This is a genomic window from Nocardia sp. TBRC8007, assembly GCF_056629435.1.
This window is the reverse complement of record NZ_JBWSOR010000032.1, coordinates 32928-51828: the sequence shown is the minus strand read 5'-3', so window position 1 is coordinate 51828 and position 18901 is coordinate 32928. Positions and strand designations below refer to the sequence as shown.

The following is an 18901-nucleotide window of genomic DNA, read 5'->3' as shown; positions in this document are numbered from 1 at the left end:
AGCGGAGATTCTCACCGAACGACCACGAGGTGAACTGTGGTCCGTGATCGGCATGCACGATCAGCCCCTCGGTGGTGACGCGTTCTGTCATTGCCATGTTGACCGCGTTGTTGACCAACAGCGTGTCGGCAATGGTGGAGAAGGCTCGGCCGACGATCTTCTTGCTGAAGCAGTCCAGAATGGCGCAACAATAGACTTTTCCGTCTCTAGCGGGATGTTCAGTGATATCGGTGCACCACAGCTCGTTGGGACCAGCAGCGGCGAAGGCTCGGTTCACCAGGTCTTCAGGAGTGCTCACCGCGAGCATCGGGTGGCCACGCCGTTTGCGTCTGGGCAAGCCGAACAGCCCCCGCTCGGCCATGATCGAGGCAACCAGCTTGTGGTTGACGATCATGTCGCACTCGGCCAGCAACGCGGCCTTGATCCGGCGTTTGCCGTACGTTCCGCGGGACCGGGCATGAATCCTGGATATCTCATCGGCGACCACGATCCTGCGAATCATTCTTGTGGACAACGGCTGCCGCCGCTGCCGTAGAAAGGTGGATCTGTGCACTCCAGCGATTCGGCAGGCCGACCGCCCCGAATGCCCGAGCACGATCAGCCCTTCGACGACCGCGATCCGCCTTTTGGGGACACCACCGCCTGCGCATCGAACAATTCGCAGGCGTCACGAGTGAGTTTCAATTCGGCTTCCAGCACGGCGATCCGCTTCTTCGCCGAGGCCAGCTCGTCGGCTTCCACACTCGGAATACCCTCACGGACTCCCGCATCGACGAGGACCTGCGCCTTCCACCGGAACAAGGTGGCAGGCGAGATCCCTGTCTCGGCCGCTATCTCGGCGACGAGCTCACCGGCTCGCAGCCGAGCACACACCTGTCGGCGCATCGCCAGCGGAAAGGATTTCGGCATCGTGACCTCCTGCGGGTCAGTCTGCCTCAACTCTCATAACCGCGGCCTCCTGAGCGGGGGCCAGATCACCCGGAACAGAGGGGTCAGGTCAGATCGACCACGGGTCACACTATGCCGGACAACGAATTACACCCACGTAAGACACCCTGTAAGTGCTCGGGACCACCCGACTGAATATGAGAAAGAGCTGCTTACCGTACAGTTTTCTGGCGATCCCGCCTGGGGTGCAGGGATATTTTCATATGTCGGTGTGCTGTTCAGTCAGTTGGGCGACGAGCTGCGTGATGATCTGTGTGCGGGTGGCGGGGTTGCCGATCCGGATTTCGTTGCGCAGGAAGTCGTTTAGATCGATGGTGCTGGCCGACTGTCTGGTGAGTTGGTCTGTGTGTTTGCGGTCGATGGTGGTGTTGGAGACCCGGATACCGCCTGTTGGGGTGAGTGCATGAATCACGACGGCTGAGGACAGCGGTGAGTCCGTGGCGTTCGATGCGTAGAAACTCATAGCGTGGTAGTCGGCTGGTTGCACGGGTTCGGCGGTGAACTCGTAGAGGGGCCGCGATATCGTGCCGTTGCGGTAGTGCAGTGTGAACTGTCTGTCACTGGTGTCGCGTGTCCACCAGGCTTGTGCGGATGTTGGGTTTTCGATCGTGGAGCCGTCGAGTGGCACTATCGTTCTCGGGCCGTCCACACCGAATCCGACGTCGATGAGGAAGTTGGTGCCCTTGGTGTGTGCGATGAGGATTGCGTGTGTTGGTGGCAGCGCGCAGTCTTCGTATCCGGGTGGTGTCGGCCGGGCCAGTGCCGCATGCACGGTGAAACCGAGGCGGTCGAGGGCGGCGCGTAACACGATGGAGTTGAAGAAGCAGTCGCCGACGCCGAACTCGTGACACGCGGCCCGGATCGCGTGGTCCATCGACTCGATGGGGTGGTGCGGAACTGAGACGAAGGGGAACGCGTACAGGTGCGCGGTCACCAGTGCCTCTAGTTCTGTCGGCGTGTGCTGATAACCGATGCGGTGGAGGTACTGCTCGAGATCGGTCTGCGGCATCGACGGCCAGGCGCGGCGCCACCGGTCGCGTCGTGTCGTCATGCGACTCTCGCGGTTGTCGGGCACACACCGCGTTGTCCGCCGCAGGCCAGGATCACCAGCGACAGGAACGTCGCGTTCTTGGTCCAGAAGCCCCAGACAACGTCTTGTCCGCGGTGCAGGGACGGAACGGTGTAGGGGGCGCGGTAGGAGAACTCGGGAAACAGCAGCGGAGGCTCGATCAGGGAGTCTTCGATCGACTGGTACTGCGAGGCCGCCCAGCCGAAAGCTTCCTCAGGAGTCTGGTACGTACTTGCGATCGCGTGGCTTCCACGTTTCAACTCGTCCCGAGTCAGGCTGGCCGGGAGCCTGGAGGATAGAAACTCGCGCTCGCTGATTATCGGGTCTCGTTTTCCTCTGTCGAGAAGCTCTTTCCCCGGACCGAACCACTTGTAGCAGTGCCAGTGCGCAGATGCCGAAACTGCTGAGGCAATGCTCATTTACGCATCATCCCTAGCAGTGCGATCGTCACCGTTTCCCCTTCGCGCAGCTGTGTGCGGCCGTGCGGCAGGTAGCGGCCGTCGAAGACTACGGCATTTCCTGGCTCGGAGCGAAACGATTCCACTCCCGAACCGGTGACGAACCGAGTTTCCGACGGGACGCCCGAGCTTGGCTCGGCCGACGGGGCGTAGTCCAGAACTACCAGCGCGGTGGCGTCGCCGAACGACGGCTTGTCGACGTGGATGAAATGGTGCGCACCGGTGCCTCGGTAGTGAATGTAGCGGCCGACGCCGTTGGACATCAGCTCCACACTAAGCTCGCGGCGCACGCCGTCAGCGAACAGCGCAGCCAACGGTGCGACGTAGTCTTCGGACATCTGCGCGACGTACTGCTCGTTATGATGGACCATCCCGACATTTTTGAAGGTACTCAGCATGTTCGTCAGGTAGTCGGCGCGCCGCGCCGCCTCCAGCATGTTCGGCAACGCGACCAGCGGTGTGCCCAGGCTCGAGCTGGCTTCGAACATTTTGCTCACCGCGCATGCTTCGAGCGCCTGCGGGCCTGCGGGATCGTCGTTGATGTCATAAATGTCGGCGAACATCCTGCTCACCCAGTAGGGCGGTGTACCGGTCTCGTCCTTGGTTGCGGCTTCAGCTATGGCCATGGTCTTCTCCTCTTTCTAGAGAGCTGCGCAGTTCGACTTCTGATAGACAGCCACGAAGCGAGTGCTGTTGCGCGTGAACGGCGTTGCGTCGAAGTCGCCGGTCCGTTCCAGCAGCTGCAATCCGTTCAGCTCGGCGATCAGGTCCAGCTCCGGTGGGGTGAGGTAGCGCATCTCGATGGGAAACATCTGAATGCCGCCTCCAGCGGTGATCAGGATTTCCTGCATCGTGATGCGCTGGGCGTGGAAGTCCGACTTCGACGCTGAAAGCATCACCGCCTCGTCGGTGACCGAACGGACCGCCAGGCGCGGAGTCGGCGGTATCGCTCCAGGCTGGGGGTACATGTTCTCGACGACGAAGTATCCACCAGGGCGTAGCGACGCACTGACCGAGGTGACGCAGCGACGCACGCTCGCCTGATCGGTCAGGTTCAGCATGCTGCTGTACACCGAGTAAACGATGTCGAACTCATTCCACGGCGGCAGATCAGCCATGTCGCCCTGGACGGCGGTGATATCCAGCGTCGGATGTTTTTCGTCGATCTGCTCGACCATCTTTGCGGATATGTCGACCCCGAACACCGCAGCGTCGCACTGTTGGGCGAGCAGCGAAGCGACGCGGCCGGTCCCGATACCAAGTTCCAAGATGCGAGCAGCGTTCGTCCGAGTCGCCAGAGCGCTGAGGAATCGCGCCGGCGATTCGGGATTTTCTCGAGCATGCCAGCTGTCATAGACCTCGGCCCAGGAGTCCCAGATCCGTTCCTGGTCTGGTTGGTGTCGGTCAAGCACGAGCGGCCTCCCACTGGTTCTGGATTTCTGCGTCGTTACGGATAAGTGGACGGCAGGCGAGAGTGAGCGCTGGGATCGAGGTAATCAGGCATCCGATCACGACCATCGATGTGTGTGCTCCGACCGCCTCCAATAGCAGCCCGCCAGTGAATCTGCTGATCGGTGCGACCGCCAGACCCAGCGCTATCTGCGCGGCGAACAGCGCCGCGAATTCCTGAGGTCCCAGGACGAGCCCCATCGCCGAGATCCAGGTCGCTGCTAGGTATTCCATGACCGCGCCGCCGATCATGCCCAGACCGAAGCTGAGCACGATGTTGATTTCGGCAGCGATGGCGATCGGCCAGGCAGCTGCTACGCCGACGATCAGTAATGGTGAGATAAGCCGAGGCGCGGTCGAGACCCGGGAGGTATGGATACCGGCCAGCACCGCACCCACCAGCGGCGCCGCTGCGAGCACCAGCCACTGGCCACCTCGCCCTGAGGACGCGTACAGTGCCGGAGCACCGACTTGAGTCACTGCGCCCCAACAGAGCTGGAAAAGCACTTCCAGGCATGCCGCAACCAGAAAGGCCGGGTTGCCTGCAAGCAGCCTGAACCCCGCACTGCGTCTGACCGGCGGGGGTTTCTCGTGTCTTTGACGACCGGGAGACCACAGAAACACTGCACCAGCACAGATTTTGAATATGCCGTCGGCCAGTAACAGCATCGGCGCACCGAATGCCGCTATCGCCGGGCTGCCTGCTACCAGACCAACCACAATGGCTACGTTGCGCATGGTCCGCAGCCGGCCCACACTGCTCCTGAGAACCGAAGCAGGAACGGTCTCTCGCAATAGAGCGGTCATGGCCGCAGTGACTGGCGCGATCATGAGCCCGCTGCAAACCGCTGCGGCCGATCCGGCGAACAGCAGGCCCCGCTCGAAGCACAACCACGCACCGATCTGCATCACAGCGCAACCGAAAGCCGACAGCATGATCGTTGCTCGCGTGCCGATTTTGCGGATCAGAAGCGGGCCATTGAGAGTCCCGACCAGCCCGGCGACCGCGTACAGTGCAGAAACAGCCCCGACCGAGGTGTAGTTGTGATCCGATGCCGAAATGATCACGTAGGTCAGCGCAATGGTCGATGCGTATCCCGTCGATGCGATAAGGAACTGCCCGACATAGATCGGCGCAGTGGTAGATTTATCGACGTTCGCCTGCATCCACCGAAACTTCCCCGGCATGGTGAGCATGGCGCAGCGGAAGCCCATCATCGCGCAGTTTCGGTATACCGCCCGCCATGATGAATACTGGAATTTCGCGATCGCTGTCCAGCGACAGCAAATCGGACAACAAAGTGTCCTGGAATGCGCCTGTCATAGAACCTCCGAGGCCGAGTGCGGTGGCGTTCATCGAGAACAGCTGGGCAATGCAGCCCGAATTCTGATACATGACCCGCATTGCCCGCGGGTGCGGGTATTTCCAATGCAACCGGTCGACCCGCGAGGTCAGGAATATGACAAAGGCGGCTTTGTCGATGATGTTTTGACCGTAGATGATATCGACGAGCTGCTCATTATCGATCCGGCACGGCATCGGGCGAAGCGCATGAAGCAATTCATCGTACTCGTAGACACCCTGCGGAATACCGGTGACCTTGTCGATATAGACGTAAGGGACGGTGTCGTGACGGGCACCGCCACTGGCGGCACTACGAAGTTGAACGGTGCCCATATTGTTGGCATAAGAGAACCACACCGGACCGAATGTCTTCTGCATCAGGATAGAAAAAGCTCGTAACCCGACCGGGTCGTCGTCGAACCGCCGATGGGTTCTGCGGTCCTCCACCACCTCGAAGTACTCGGCCCGAGCGCGAGGGGCGACTCTGGGTAGGTAGACCTCGTCACCGCGTATCTCGGTGGCTGCCAGCGCGGTCGGCTGATCTCGCTCGCCGAGTTCGGACAAGTACTGGTCGAAGCGCTCGTCGGTATCACCTGTGGTTTTCCCAATGAACGGCGCGTCGAGGGTTGCAGAGTGAAATGCCCACGCTGCTGTTCCCCAGAGCTGCCACACCGCCGGAACAGCCTCAGTCTCACCCTCGTCGGAGTTGATGGTGAACCCGTACTCGGACAGCCGCTGCAGGATCGGCTGATCGACTTGTTCCGAACCACAGACCTCGATCTCCTCGATCAGCAGCGGCAGAAGCCGCTCGGGCACGGTCACCCGACGCTTCGAATAGGGCGCACCAAGAATCATTCGGTCGCCCTTGAGCGTAAACGTGACGGGATATCGAAGTTTCAACACCTGCAGCTCCGCAAAATGGGTTCTTCCGCGCCATCGAGTGCGACGGCGTTAATTTTTGAACCGGTGACAGTACACGAATTGAGTCCCATCCCACATGATAGGTGTGGTCGAGGGGCGGATGCCCGTCGACCACACCTATCATGTGTAAATCACGACTGACCGGCCGATGACCATGACCGGCGAGCCATACCCCTCAATTACCCCATGACCGGGAAAGCCTGATCGAAACACAGCAACTCCGAACCTTCGGGAGCCTCTTCGATCACACCGGCGATCATTTCGGAAAAGGACATGGCACATCTCCATCTCAGTTTCGTGACACAACATGAGGGAGTAATAGAATTTCTTCTACCCTCGTTTCCGAACCTAACAGCTCGATTCATCGACTAGCAAACCTACTCACCTATGAGTTCATTTAGTTCGCATAGGTCAAAGTTATCCACATCTGGAGGTGTCATGACAACCGTGCGCGTTGACTCATCACAATGCGCGCGTAGCTATCATCGTTGCTTCAGGTGATTATGCGCGCGTGCGGTACGCCTTTCTCGACTGTCGACGCTGTTCGGGATAGATCCTGGACGATGGAACTGACATTGGGTCAACGCAAGACTGTGACGAAGGTGATCGTGGCCAGCTATGCGTGGGCTACCAAATCGGACAAGGGTCGGATACCGGACGAGTTGCATGCCACTACCGGCTGGCACCGCAACCACAAGGCACTGACTGACGCGCTGCGACCCCGAGTTGCGCGGTCCCGCACACCGCGACCGCCGAAATACGGTACGAACGCGCGAAACATCGGCTGAGTGGTCACCGCGCAGAGTTGCCGACCAGGCTGTCAAGCATTAGCCATGACAGTAGCGAAGGCGACGATGAGCACCACCGCGGCCAGCGAGCCGAACGCGGCGAAGGGACCGAGAATCGGATGACGGTACATCCATCCGTCGATGACGGTTAGGAATCGCTTCTCTAATGTCGCGGGGTAGTCGTCCTCGATTACGGGCTGGGCCTTGACGGTACGGCGTTGCTGCGGCAGAGATTTGTGTCGCATCCGGCTGAATACTGGATCTGGCACGGATTGCGTGATTGACCCGTCCGAGATGCGCTCTTGGGCTTGATCGTTGAAGATGTCGCCGGTGCTCTGATATCGGGCCGATGGCGGTCCTGTTTCCTCATCTTGCCCAGTTGCTGATTGAACGGGTGTCTGTGTCCGGGCCGGTGTTGTTCATCGAGGCTCGCACTCCGGACCGGGCAGCGGCCTGCCGGGACTGTGGAATGCCGTCGTTGCGGGTGCACAGTCGCTACCAGCGTCGGTTGTCCGATACCGCGGTGGCGGGTCGCGAAGTACTGATCCGTTTGCGTGTGCGGCGGTTGTTCTGTGAGAACACCGGCTGCGCGAGGCGGACTTTCGCCGAACAGATCCCGGAACTGGCCGCCCGCCATGCCCGGCGCACCACGCTGTTACAGCGTGTGCTGTACTCGGTCGGTCTGGCCCTGGGCGGTCGGGCCGGTGCCCGGCTGACTGGACGGTTGGCGGCGTCGGTATCGCGGATGACGCTGCTGCGCCAGATCCGCGCTCTGCCTGACCCTGAGCTGGCGACACCACGGGTGCTGGGAGTCGACGATTTCGCGCTGCGGCGCGGCCATCACTACGGCACGATCCTCATCGATATCGAAACCCGTCGGCCGGTCGACGTGCTGCCCGATCGCGATGCCGAGACTCTTGCCGGGTGGCTTCGTGCTCATCCCGGCGTCGAGATCATCTGCCGTGACCGCGCCGGCGCCTACGCCGAAGGCTCCGGCAGCGGGGCACCGGAGGCTATCCAGGTCGCTGACCGCTGGCATCTGTGGCACAACCTCGGCGACGCGGTCGAACGCACTGTCGCCCGACACCGCGCCGGCCTGACCATCGCCCTCGACGACCCCGAAGCACACGAGCCACCCGTATTCACCGATTCCGACTCGATGGCGCCGCTGATGCCGGCCGAACCGCAGCACCGCAGCGATCGGACTGCGATCCGCACCCGACAGCGATACACCGAGATCCACCGGCTGATCGCCGCGGGGATCAGCCTGCGCGGTATCGGACAGCAGTTGGGCCTGGCGCGCGGGACGGTCCGTCGCTTCGCCCGCGCGGCATCGGCCGAGGAACTGCTGGTCAACAACCGGACCGGCTATCGCCCCGGCGTTCTCGACGACTACAAGACCCACGTGCGGCAACGGTGGAACGAAGGCTGCACCAACACCGCCGCGCTGTTCCAGGAGATCACCGCCCGAGGCTATCGCGGCAGCGAGAAGACGCTCCGCAACTACCTGCGCCCCTTCCGGATACTCACCCGAGCCACCGAACCGCCGCGCAAGCCACCGACCGTTCGCAGAGCAACAGCCTGGATCATGACCAACCCGGCCAACCTCGACACCGCCGACCAACGGGCCCTAGATGCCATCCTCGCCGCCAGCCCGCAACTCACCGCCTTGACCACCTATGTTCGACGCTTCGCCGCGATCATGGGTGAACGCCGCGGCCACGACCTGCAACGCTGGATGGCCGACGTCGACACCGACGACCAGCCCGCCCTGCGATCGTTCGTGCGTGGCCTGCGCCGTGACCACGACGCGGTCACGGCCGGGCTCGCCCTGCCCTACAGCTCCGGCCCGGTCGAAGGCCAGGTCAACCGCATCAAAATGCTGAAACGGCAGATGTTCGGCCGCGCGAACACCGACCTCCTCCGAAAGCGAATCTTGTTGACCGAGTAAGACCGTCACCAACCGAAATCACGAAATTCGTGCCAGATCCAACATTCGACCGACATTGACACACCCCAGCCGTTTCACCCCCTTCTTCACAAAACCGGTCTCATCGACGCCCGCCGCCGCGGCTCCGCCCGCAGAAACCGTCCCGCCACCCGCCCGAACAACTCCTCCAAACCCATCGACCACGCCATCAAATCCTCATCAACCACCACGAAACCACATGCGAACCAACAACATCACGAAGTGATGCTGGAGTACTAAAACTCAAGCTATACCGGGGCTTCCGTCGCCGTTGTCCGCGGGGCGTCGACTGGTGCGACCGGCAGCGCGGACGATCACCTCGGCTGCCGCGGCACCCGCCTGCTCCAAAGTGAATGACATTCCGAGCTTCAGCGTTGTCAGGTCGACGTCCAGGTTCTGAGTGGCTAGCGAACCTGACCGGACTCGGAGCACGGTCCGCATTATCAGAAGCCACGATCCGAAGACTGCTCAGCCATGTCCCCGGCGACGGCCTCGACAGTGCGATCGTGGCCTGGATGTGGCTGCGCACCAGCATATTCGATAACAGAAGGGTGCTCACCGCCAATGCCGCTCACCGCTGCTGGCAGACCGTCGAAACGATCATCACTGGCGGCGGACACTACATCCTCATCGTGAAGAATAATCAGCGCGCTGCACGAAGGAAACTGAAATCCCTTCCCCGGATCCAACTCCTCGGCCAAGCTCGCGCCCGTCCGGCGGGCAACGGCGCCTCGCCTGACTCCAACTCGAACACGCCCTTGCGGACCGTGGTCTCGCCGCCCCGCAATGCGGGCCACGGTTCGCACACTACCGTGACCGAGCAGCCGGCCTCGGTCACCAACGCGAGTCGATGCTGCCGCTCTTTCAGAATCACCTGCTACAAAACTCCCCACATAAGACACCCTCTGAGAGAGCGTCTGAGGTCTCATTCGCTTGGCCCGCTGGTGCGGGCCAAGCGTCGTGTGAGGGTGTGGATGGCGGCGATATAGACCATGGCTTCGTGGTGGTCGGGGCGGGTTTCGTAGTCACGGACGCAGCGGCGGTGTTTGACCAGCCACCCGAACGTCCGTTCGACCACCCAGCGGCGGGGCAGGACTTCGAAACCGGTCGCGGTGTCGCTGCGTTTCACGATCTGGATTGTCTGGGTGAGAACAGTTTTCGCCCAGGTGACCAGTCGTCCGGCGTAGCCGCCGTCGGCGAACACATGCGTGATGGTGGCGAAACGGACCGCCACAGCGGCCAGCAGCCGGTGTGCGGCGTCACGGTCCTGGATCGAGGCCGCAGCGACGGTGTCGGCGCCGCGGACGGTTTGCGAGTCGATCACCGCCGCCGTCGGCTGCGCATCACGCCCGGCGCGGATCCGGGCACGATCACGCAGTGTGTCGTGGATGCGTTGCCAAGCAACGGCTTTCGTCCACCGCCGGTAGATGTCGTAGACGGTTTTCGCGGGAGGGAAATCGTGCGGCAACTGCGCCACGCGATCCCGCCTCGCGAGAGGTAGAAGATCGCATCACAGACCAGCCGCCGCGGCCACTTCTCCCGCCGACCCCCCTTGCCGCCGGAATTCCCGAATGGTGGCAGCAGCGGCTCCAGGATCGCCCACTCGTCGTCGGTCAACGACGAGGACGGATAGAACGGGCACTTCGGCGACTCGCCGTGGGCCGGGCACGACAAGCACAAGCAGGCAAGCGACACTGACACAGGGACTCTCGGATAGCGGCTACAGGTGTGGTGACCCCAGTCGTACCGGGAGTCCCTCTACACACCTGCTGTCACACGCCGACCGGTGACCGAGATCTCAGACGCCCTCTGAGAGACATCGGTCCTTCCCCAACTGTGCTGTGCTGGAGAGAAGCGGGAGATCATCTGATGACAGTGGACCGATCTGGGTTGCCCGTCTGCTGTCCGCCCAGCTGGATTTCCCATTCGAATCGGTGCGGTGAACCGAGCCGTTTCTGATGGACCACAGCCAGGTGTGGTGCCGCGTGTCGCGGGATGCGCTCTGCCGAGCCGGACGGTGGATCTTGCCAGTATCCAGTTCAGGCAGGGTGGCCGCGCAGTCGCGAGAGTCGTCGCCTCGGGCCAGTCAGCGAGCGCCGGTGCCGGTTCAGGCCGCACCACGGGTCGCGCTGTCCGGCAAGTCTCGTGGGTATGTCGCGAATGGTGAATCGGTCCGATCGCAGATCCGGACTGTTCAGTTCATCCCATTCCAAAGGCGTGGCCACCGGCGCACCGCGACGAGCCCGCACAGCGTAGGGCGCGACCGCAGTTTGTGCGTAGGCATTGCGCATGATGTCGAGGTAGAGCCGACCACCGCGTTTCTCCTTGCGCATTTCGAGGGTACGGTGCGCGGGGGCATCAGCGGCGACCAGCTCGGCAACGTCACGGGCAAAACTCCTGGTCATATCGAAATCGGCGTCACCTCTGAGCGGCACTACCACGTGCAGTCCCCGCGATCCGGTTGTCTGGACATAAGGGACCAGGCCGAGATCGTTCAACACGTCGCGGAGGACGTGGGCTGTAGCTCGCACCGTGGTGAAGCCTTGATCGGAAGGGTCCAGATCGAAGATGATTCGGTCGGGTGCGTTCAATCTGCCTTGTCGTGACAGCCAAGCATGCAGTGTGATGCAATCCTGCTCGGCCAGCCATTCGAGAGCTTCGCGGCGTTCGGCGAGCAAGTGCACTACTGTGCCGCCTGCTTTGACGACTTCTACCCGCCCCATCCAGTCCGGCAGAGCCCCGGTGAAGTTCTTCTGAAAGAAGCCAGGCTCCCCGATACCGCACGGGTATCGCTGCAACATCAGTGGGCGGCCCTTCAGATGCGGCAACATCACCGTGGCCACCGCACCGTAGTAGTCGATGAGGTCGCCCTTGGTGATTCCGTCATCGGGGAACAGCACACGGTCCGCGTGCGTGACCGCGATGTCGATACGAGCCATCAGGGTGTCTTTCTGCGACTGGGCCGCCGCTTACCCCGATACTCCTTCGGACGCATATCCAGGGCATACCCGCCCATGACAGGTGAAAACCGCCGACCAGAGTTCAGTCACCGAAGCTGTGAGCGCATACGGTGGACTCGCGCGACGTCTCTCGACTGCGACACTCCGGTCGGCTGGACATGCTCATGGGTGATCAGAGTTGGGGAATCGGCTGTGCCGGCGACCTCGAACAGTGAGAATTTCGAGATCGCCCGACACTATCGTGGCAATGATGCGCCCTCGGGCTGCCCGAGGCTACAGCTCGAGTTCTACGTCGCTGATCGGGTAGGCGACGCAGGAATGGGTGTAGCCGAACTGTGCGTCGGAGAGGCGGAGCTCGGCTTCTTCGGCGGTGTGCACCTCACCCTTGACAACCCGCACCCGGCACATGCTGCATGCGCCGGAACGACAGGCCACCTCAGGGCGAATATCGTTGTCTTCCAACGCATCCAGAAGCGGGCGGTTGCGAGGAGTAAGGAAGGACGCACTGCCGACGGTGACAGTGACCTCGGCGGTGGGATCCAACCCGGTGGGCCAGTGCGGCTGCGTGGTGGGGTCGCTGGGCGCGCCATTGGCCTCGAAGCGGATGCGGCGAGAGGGATGGCCGAGCGCGGTCAACTGATCGAGCGCGTAAGGGTAGAGCGCTTGCGGGCCGCACACATAGACCATGCGACCGTCGAGAGCCCCGACACACGCTGTGATGGTGGCGGTGGTGAGGAAACCGGTAGCTCCGGTCCAATCCGGGGTGGGTTCTGCGATGACATGGTCGACGGTGATATTCGGGTGCGCTGCGGCGAGCCTGTCGAGTTCTTCGCGGAAGATCACATCGGTGGCGGCGCGGGAGCCGTAGATCAGATGAAATCCTCGGTCGAGGTCGAGGTCTACAATCTCGCGGATCATACTCATCGCGGGTGCGGCACCGGAGCCGCCGGCCAAGAACACCACATCGGAACCGTGGAACAATGGGTTGTGATGGAAGGTGCCCATCGGACCGGTGGTGGTGAGTTGCCTGCCGACCTGTCCGGTATCGATGAGCAGGTTGCTGATGCGGCCACCGAGAACGCGGCGCACCGTGAGGTCGTAGTGGCTCAGCTGCGCGGGACTAGAGGAGATGGCATAGGGGCGGCTGGTGCCGTCGATGAAGACATTGACGTACTGGCCGGCCAGAAACGGCGGCAGTGGGGCTCGGTCGAGGCCCTGCAGCCGGAAAGTCTTTGTAGTCGTGGTCTCGTCGATGATCTCGGTGACGACCAACTGCAATCGCTTGGGATGGTAACTGTCGACGATGGCGCGGGTTTCGGCGAGATAGTCGCGAGTGTCCGGGGTGCGGGCGTCGATTTCGACGAGGATCTCGGCCGAGCCATCGAATCTTTCTGCGAGGGGGTGTATCACGATGTGCTCCGTTCAGGCGGCTTTGGTGCGTAGCAAGCGGCGGGCGACGCGGGCGCCAGCTTCGAGAGTGGGCTGGAATCCGCCCATGCCGACCCAGGAACCAGCCAGATGCAGCCCGGGGACGTGGGTTCGGCGTTCGCTGTTACGGAACAGCCAACCCTCGGTAGCGTCCTGGTCGTAGCCGTAGATGGCGCCACCCGGGTGGCCGAGGTAGCGCATCATGGTCAAGGGGGTCGCGACATCGACCTCTTCGATGGCATCGCGAATACCTGGAGTGACGGACTCGCACAGGTCGAGCAGTGTTTCGGCGTAGGCGAACTTGGTGCGCGCGTAATCCGAGGGAGCCACGTTCTTCCAGATGTCGGCGTATTGCAGCGTCGCCAGGCTGACATGGGTGGCTCCGGTGGGCGCAAAGCCGATCGGTGTGATGTCGTAGGAGCTCACGCAGATTCCACGTGTGGGTTCGAGCGACTTCCAGGCGTTATAGGTGCGGTCGTCGTCGGTGTCCCTGTTGACGAAGGTGGTGCTGGTGGTGAACCCCAGCTCAGCGGGGGAGGCGTCCAATCCCATGTGCAGTACGAACCCGGAGACGCCGATATGTCTGGTGGCCAAGTCTTTACGCACCTCAGCAGGCACATCGATACCTTCGAGCATGCCGTAGGTGGTGGGCAGGGAAGCGTTGGACACCACGTCGGGCGCGGTCACTTCGGAGCCGTCGTCCAGCCGAACACCCAGTACCCGGCCGTCCTCGGTGAGGATACCGTCGACACCGGTATTGAACCGCACCTCGCCACCCGCAGCGCGGAAGCTGTCGAGAATGGCGGCGGACATAGCCTGCGAACCGCCGCGTACATGCCAGGGCTTGAACTCGAAGTAGGCGAACAGCGTCAACGCCAGATCCTGGAACGGCAGTTTCGAAGGTGGCTGGCCGTGGTAGGTCCAGTACATGCCGAGCGCGGCCTTGATGCGCTCATCGTCGAAGTATTCGTCGAGAACATCTTTCACCGGCCGCAGACCGTATTCGAACAGCATCGGATCGATTCGCTCGACCGGCATCCCCCGCATGGCGGCGATCTGCCAGAACGTCACTTGCTTGAGCAGTTCGAAGAATTTCGCAACCCGATCGCGGTTACCGGGGAACTCGGCCTCGATGGCCTCGATCGCGCCATCCCAGTCAGCGGGCAAGGTCAGGTCCAGCTGTCCGGGGACCACCGCGCGGTAGAGTTCGCGCTCCTGGACGAACTCGAGCTTGTCAGCGATGCCGAGCTGCTGGAAAAGCCCCTCGCGCAAGGAGATCGGCTGTCCTTCCACGCCGACGCCGGATAGCTGATGCAACGCGACCTCGAACTCGAAACGGCCCCGACGGAACGAAGTTCCGCAGCCGCCGGGAATGTTGTGCCTTTCCACTAGCAGAGTGCGCGCGCCCGCACGCTGCAGGGTCGCGGCGGCAGTCAGGCCGGCATTGCCCGCGCCGATGACAATGGCGTCGTAATCGTTCATGCGCTGTCTCCTCTCCGCGTCCGCGCGGCTACGCTGTGCTGCCTGCTACTCATGAGTCGGCCGCCTGTCGTTCGAGCTGTGCGGTAGTTTCTTGTTGGATACGCTCGAACTGTTCACCCATCCGTGCGGCCAACGCAGTAGCCGCCGACAGCGGGCGTACCATGACCATGAAGTCGTCGATCTTTCCCTCGGCGTCGAAGTGCAGGAAGTCGCAGCCAGTGACCTGTTTGCCATCCACAGTAGCTTCGAAAATGAAGGCGTGATCGCTCCCGTTCGTGTCGCCGATCTCGCGTACGTAGTGGAAGCCCTCGAAAACTCGGATCACCGCGCGCAAGATGGCCGCGGTAACGGCCTTGCCCGGATAGGGCTTGAAGGCCACCGGACTAGTGAACACCACGTCGTCGGCCAACAAGGCTTCGATAGCGGCTTCGTCGCGTGCTTCGACTGCCGCCCGGAAGGGATGCATCCCTACCTCCATACTCAATTAATCGATTAAATCATCTGAACAATATAGCTGTAGAAGCGGAAGTGTCTAGAGTTTTTTTAGACAAAAAATTGAATAATCACTACCAGTGGTATTCTGTGCCGATGGCGCTACGGCACGCGGTACTCGCGGCACTGCTGGAGGGCGAGGCCTCCGGATACGATCTGGCCAAGGGCTTCGATGCTTCGACCGCGAACTACTGGATGGCCACGCCCCAGCAGCTGTACCGAGAACTCGATCGCATGGCGGCGGAGGGCGTGATCGAGACCCGCGTCGTGCAGCAGGAGCGCCGACCCAACAAACGCCTGCACGCCATCACTCCTGTGGGACGCGCGGCCCTGCGCCGATTCATCGAAGAGCCCGCCAAGCCCACTGCCATCCGTGACGAGATGATGGTCAAAGTGCAGGGTATGGACGTCGAGGACGCTCCGGCCGTTCGCTCGGTGGTAGCCGAGAGATTGGAGTGGTCGAAGGCGAAACTAGCCCGCTACGAACGGCTGCGCGTACGGCTGCTGGATGGGCGCAGCGAGCAGGCGTATCTGGGGGAAGCCGAACGCGTCGGCCCTTATCTGACGTTGCTGCGCGGAATCTCCTTCGAGCAAGAGAACATCCGGTGGGCCGAGTTCGTCTTATCGGTCCTCGACCGGCGAACCACCGCGCGTACCTGAGCTCGCCCCGGCGGCCTGCGCATGAGCAGTCATCAAGACTGTTGCTCTGCTGACAATGTCCGTCTCGATCGTGTCAGCATGCCGACATTCCGCCGGGCCGGGTGCTCCGTCGGCCGGTTATATGAAGGTGAACACTCGCAGAGGAGGTGCGAAGAGGATGATGCGCGCGATCTGGAACGGTACGGTGATCGCCGAAGCCCCGGTAACAATACGGGTGGAAGGCAACCACTACTTTCCTCTGGAATCACTACACAGTCAGTACTTCGCCGACAGTCGCACCAAGACGGTGTGCCCGTGGAAGGGGATCGCCCGCTACTATCACGTCACTGTCGGCGACCAGACGAGCCCGGATGCCGCCTGGTATTACCCGAAACCCAGCCCGTTGGCTCGCCGGATCAAGAATCATGTCGCTTTCTGGCACGGCGTCCGAGTCGAAGGAGAACCCGAAGAACACAGCAGGGCAAGCGAAGAAACCGCGCATGCGCGACCGAGCTGGTTCGGGCGGCTGACCGGGTGGGGTGCGACGCGGTGAGCGGGGCTGCCCGCAGCCCACACTGACCCGCGGGCAGCGCACTCGGACACGTCGGATGAGTGGCGGGCAGGCTGACGGTGTGGCGGCTGTCGGCCACGGTGGTGATCGCGATCGGCACCTATTCGATCCTGTATGGCGTGGCGACATGGCTGGGCCGCTTTGCCTGATCCAGTCGACTGCGGAATCGCCCGGCCAGTGCCAGGATCTCATCGACCGACCATTGGTCGTCGGCGTGCGTGCCGTACTTGCGGGCCAGGATGCGACCATCGGCGGCGATAAGGAAATCGGCGGGTTTTCCGAAATGGTTCTCACCTCGACCGAGGGCGCCACTGAGCGTCCGCTGCCCAACCGCGCCACGTGCTGCCGCGAGCCAGGCCCGCGGATGTGCGACAGCGGTCACGGCGGCCTCGACACCGAAATCGGCATACAGCCCCCGCTGTGGGTCAGCGACCACGGCGAACGGTAGGTCGGCTTGGTAGCGGCGCAAGGCTTCGGCGGTGGAGTGGAACACCACGACCTCGGTCACACCAGCGGCGTCGATCTCGTCGTATCTCCGCATGATCGACCGCAGATGCAGATGACAGATCGGGCAGCCCGCGTAACGACGGAACTGCAGATGAATCAGTCGACCAGGGGCAGGTATCGCGACAGTGTCCGCATCGATCGTCGTCAGCTGATGAGTTGTGAGGCGGGTATCGATATCCAGATGCGCCATGTCTGTCAGCCCACCAGACAGCGCAGGCGCCGACCATGATTGTGTCATCGTGCTGACACTCAGGCCTCCTGCCCGAGTGCGCGCAGCCGGTCTGGGTCCGCGATGTCGATAGCGGCATACCTGGTTGTGATGAGCCCGTCCCGCTCGAAGTCTTTGAGGATCTTGTTCAGCGACGGTCGCTGCACACCCAGCATCGCCGCCACCGTGCGTTGGGCCAACAGCACGGTGCCATCGCTCGCCTCGTCCAGCAGCAATTGAGCGATCTGCGCCGGCAACGAGCGTCCCAGGATGCTGATCAATCGGGTCTGAGTGGCGGCCGTGCGCTGCGCGACACTCGACAGCCAGCGGCGCGCGATCGCCGGATGCCCGGCCAACAGCTTCTCGAACGCGGTCTGCGACAGAAACAGACAGGTCGCGTCGGTCAACGCTCGCGCGGTATACATCAACGGCATATCCAGCAGCAGCACAATATCACCGTCGACATCACCTGGCCGCAGTACATCCACTACTGTACGGCGACGCCCCGAACCGACCGTCAGCTCTACCTGTCCCGCCCGCACGATCCACACTCCGCTGGGCGGGTGTCCGGCCGCGAACATCAGTGTCCCTGTCGGCAACGACCGCACCTCCAGCAGATCAGCCAACGCGACCAGATCATCGGCCCGCAACGGTGCGGCGGCACCACGACCGACGCAGCGGGCGATCCAGGCCGCCTGGCGTAGTCGATCCTCACTGAAAGACTCGCCACCCAGGGCTCGCATCAGATGTGTGAAAGGCCCCCGCGACCGGTCCATCTTCAGCCTCCCTGATCAGTGGCCCATCATGTCAGCGCGCTGACAATTATGCCCATAGATCCGCAGCATCGAGGTGAACTACCGGGTGAGAAATACCGTTCCACCGAAAGGGATTCGGCCATGGCTACCTCCGCTTCCAACAGTTCGTTCTCCCCGAGCACCATCCCGGGCGGCGCTTTCGGTGTCATCGCCGCTCGGGGAGCGCTTGCCGGAGTCGCGGCATCGATAGTGATGGCAGCCTATGCCATGATCGCCGCGGCGACCTATCAACACACTGGGTTCTTCACCCCGCTGTACCATATCGCGGCTACTTTCATCGTCCCCGACACGATGATGACTTCCATGCAGCGCGCCGCCGACGGCAGCACCTTCTACTTCTCAGTCGGTCCCGCGGTACTCGGCGCGGCCATACATATGATGGTCGGTGCGGTATACGGAGCGATCTTCTGCGTCCTGGCCCTGCTCGCAAAACTGCGCGGAGTGGTCGTTGTCGCATTCGGAACAGTTTGGGGAATAATAGTTTTCGCTTTCAGCGCCTGGGTCGGACTGCCGATCGCGGCCGCGCTGTTCGACGGAGGAGACCCCATCCGCACCATGGCGAGCATGGTCGGATACCCCACCTTCCTCGTCGAACATCTGCTCTACGGCAGTGCGCTCGGCATGCTGGTTCTCGCCATGACACCGGCCACGCGTCCCGGCAATCGCTGAACCAGCCCTGGTCCACGGGGGTGACGGCGACCCACGGCCGCTGCCACCCTCGACAGTAGTAGGTGCCAGGTTCGGATACATACCAGAACCGGCACTGGGCACGGACGAACCGATACGTCGGAAAACAGCTGCGGCCCTGCGGGGCTATTCGACGATGTTCCGAAAGTTCTCGACCGTGCCACA

The 18901-nt window shown here is 62.3% G+C and carries 23 protein-coding genes and 1 pseudogene; 5 read left to right on the top strand and 19 right to left on the bottom strand.

Annotation, left to right across the window (positions count from 1 at the left end; genetic code table 11):
- The 8 genes from ACX4ZE_RS18940 to ACX4ZE_RS18905 form a co-directional block, all read right to left on the bottom strand.
- Positions 1-595, bottom strand: a 595-nt coding sequence (locus tag ACX4ZE_RS18940; protein WP_480274789.1) for an IS3 family transposase, incomplete at its 3' end; no start/stop codon positions are given.
- A 2-nt stretch (positions 596-597) separates the two neighbouring features.
- The gene (locus ACX4ZE_RS18935) at positions 598-909 is read right to left on the bottom strand and encodes a transposase (protein ID WP_480274788.1); all 312 of its coding nucleotides are present in this window, start codon (positions 907-909) and stop codon (positions 598-600) included.
- A gap of 238 nt (positions 910-1147) precedes the next feature.
- A complete protein-coding gene (locus tag ACX4ZE_RS18930) occupies positions 1148-1999 on the bottom strand; it encodes an arylamine N-acetyltransferase (protein WP_480274787.1) in 852 nt (283 codons plus the stop codon).
- A complete protein-coding gene (locus ACX4ZE_RS18925; RefSeq protein ID WP_480274786.1) occupies positions 1996-2277 on the bottom strand; it encodes a hypothetical protein in 282 nt (93 codons plus the stop codon). Before ACX4ZE_RS18925 ends, ACX4ZE_RS18930 begins: the two co-directional genes overlap by 4 nt.
- A gap of 155 nt (positions 2278-2432) precedes the next feature.
- Entirely contained in the window at positions 2433-3038 is a 606-nt protein-coding gene (locus ACX4ZE_RS18920; protein ID WP_480274785.1) for a hypothetical protein, read from the bottom strand.
- A gap of 78 nt (positions 3039-3116) precedes the next feature.
- A complete protein-coding gene (locus ACX4ZE_RS18915) occupies positions 3117-3887 on the bottom strand; it encodes a class I SAM-dependent DNA methyltransferase (RefSeq protein WP_480274784.1) in 771 nt (256 codons plus the stop codon).
- Positions 3880-5091 (bottom strand): MFS transporter, encoded by a 1212-nt coding sequence (locus tag ACX4ZE_RS18910; RefSeq protein WP_480274783.1) that lies wholly within the window; start codon positions 5089-5091, stop codon positions 3880-3882. Before ACX4ZE_RS18910 ends, ACX4ZE_RS18915 begins: the two co-directional genes overlap by 8 nt.
- Positions 5072-6172, bottom strand: coding sequence for a SagB/ThcOx family dehydrogenase (locus ACX4ZE_RS18905; RefSeq protein ID WP_480274782.1), 1101 nt, complete (start codon positions 6170-6172; stop codon positions 5072-5074). The genes ACX4ZE_RS18910 and ACX4ZE_RS18905 overlap by 20 nt, the downstream gene beginning before the upstream one ends.
- Before the next feature lie 581 nt (positions 6173-6753).
- Here ACX4ZE_RS18905 and ACX4ZE_RS18900 point away from each other — a divergent pair.
- Positions 6754-6978, top strand: coding sequence for a hypothetical protein (locus tag ACX4ZE_RS18900; RefSeq protein ID WP_480274781.1), 225 nt, complete (start codon positions 6754-6756; stop codon positions 6976-6978).
- A 32-nt stretch (positions 6979-7010) separates the two neighbouring features.
- Here ACX4ZE_RS18900 and ACX4ZE_RS18895 read toward each other — a convergent pair whose 3' ends face one another.
- A complete protein-coding gene (locus ACX4ZE_RS18895; RefSeq protein WP_480274780.1) occupies positions 7011-7223 on the bottom strand; it encodes a hypothetical protein in 213 nt (70 codons plus the stop codon).
- A gap of 104 nt (positions 7224-7327) precedes the next feature.
- On the opposite strand from ACX4ZE_RS18895, the gene ACX4ZE_RS18890 reads away from it, so the two are divergent.
- Entirely contained in the window at positions 7328-8929 is a 1602-nt protein-coding gene (locus ACX4ZE_RS18890; RefSeq protein ID WP_480274779.1) for an ISL3 family transposase, read from the top strand.
- A 261-nt stretch (positions 8930-9190) separates the two neighbouring features.
- On the opposite strand, the gene ACX4ZE_RS18885 is transcribed toward ACX4ZE_RS18890, so the two are convergent.
- The 8 genes and pseudogenes from ACX4ZE_RS18885 to ACX4ZE_RS18850 form a co-directional block, all read right to left on the bottom strand.
- Entirely contained in the window at positions 9191-9379 is a 189-nt protein-coding gene (locus tag ACX4ZE_RS18885) for a hypothetical protein (RefSeq protein ID WP_480274778.1), read from the bottom strand.
- Between the two features lie 11 nt (positions 9380-9390).
- Positions 9391-9648: a hypothetical protein gene (locus ACX4ZE_RS18880; protein WP_480274794.1), complete on the bottom strand. Its 258-nt coding sequence runs from the start codon at positions 9646-9648 to the stop codon at positions 9391-9393.
- 2 nt (positions 9649-9650) lie between these two features.
- Positions 9651-9821: pseudogene (locus tag ACX4ZE_RS18875) on the bottom strand (ISAzo13 family transposase); the annotation flags it as partial.
- A 51-nt stretch (positions 9822-9872) separates the two neighbouring features.
- Positions 9873-10627, bottom strand: a protein-coding gene (locus ACX4ZE_RS18870; RefSeq protein WP_480274793.1) for a transposase whose coding sequence is annotated in 2 segments (ribosomal slippage) — positions 9873-10417 and positions 10417-10627 — 756 coding nt in all. Because the reading frame shifts where the segments join, the coding sequence is not laid out codon by codon here.
- 359 nt (positions 10628-10986) lie between these two features.
- Entirely contained in the window at positions 10987-11886 is a 900-nt protein-coding gene (gene ligD / locus ACX4ZE_RS18865; protein WP_480274777.1) for a non-homologous end-joining DNA ligase, read from the bottom strand.
- Positions 11887-12180: 294 nt separating this feature from the next.
- Complete coding sequence (locus ACX4ZE_RS18860) at positions 12181-13317, bottom strand: 2Fe-2S iron-sulfur cluster-binding protein (protein ID WP_480274776.1); 1137 nt, start codon at positions 13315-13317, stop codon at positions 12181-12183.
- 12 nt (positions 13318-13329) lie between these two features.
- Positions 13330-14817 (bottom strand): phytoene desaturase family protein, encoded by a 1488-nt coding sequence (locus ACX4ZE_RS18855; RefSeq protein ID WP_480274775.1) that lies wholly within the window; start codon positions 14815-14817, stop codon positions 13330-13332.
- A gap of 49 nt (positions 14818-14866) precedes the next feature.
- Positions 14867-15283 carry a nuclear transport factor 2 family protein gene (locus ACX4ZE_RS18850; RefSeq protein WP_480274774.1) on the bottom strand — a complete coding sequence of 139 codons (417 nt, stop codon included), beginning with the start codon at positions 15281-15283 and terminating at the stop codon, positions 14867-14869.
- Between the two features lie 122 nt (positions 15284-15405).
- Between ACX4ZE_RS18850 and ACX4ZE_RS18845 the strand changes: the two genes are divergently transcribed.
- Together ACX4ZE_RS18845 and ACX4ZE_RS18840 are read left to right on the top strand one after the other, a co-directional pair.
- The gene (locus ACX4ZE_RS18845; RefSeq protein ID WP_480274773.1) at positions 15406-15969 is read left to right on the top strand and encodes a PadR family transcriptional regulator; all 564 of its coding nucleotides are present in this window, start codon (positions 15406-15408) and stop codon (positions 15967-15969) included.
- Positions 15970-16126: 157 nt separating this feature from the next.
- On the top strand, positions 16127-16501 hold the full coding sequence (locus tag ACX4ZE_RS18840; protein ID WP_480274772.1) for a DUF427 domain-containing protein: 375 nt from the start codon (positions 16127-16129) through the stop codon (positions 16499-16501).
- Between the two features lie 118 nt (positions 16502-16619).
- On the opposite strand, the gene ACX4ZE_RS18835 is transcribed toward ACX4ZE_RS18840, so the two are convergent.
- Complete coding sequence (locus tag ACX4ZE_RS18835) at positions 16620-17216, bottom strand: peroxiredoxin-like family protein (RefSeq protein ID WP_480274792.1); 597 nt, start codon at positions 17214-17216, stop codon at positions 16620-16622.
- Between the two features lie 59 nt (positions 17217-17275).
- Complete coding sequence (locus tag ACX4ZE_RS18830; RefSeq protein WP_480274771.1) at positions 17276-18010, bottom strand: Crp/Fnr family transcriptional regulator; 735 nt, start codon at positions 18008-18010, stop codon at positions 17276-17278.
- A 120-nt stretch (positions 18011-18130) separates the two neighbouring features.
- Here ACX4ZE_RS18830 and ACX4ZE_RS18825 point away from each other — a divergent pair, with 120 nt between their 5' ends.
- The gene (locus ACX4ZE_RS18825; RefSeq protein WP_480274770.1) at positions 18131-18718 is read left to right on the top strand and encodes a hypothetical protein; all 588 of its coding nucleotides are present in this window, start codon (positions 18131-18133) and stop codon (positions 18716-18718) included.
- The last annotated feature ends 183 nt before the right edge of the window (positions 18719-18901 follow it).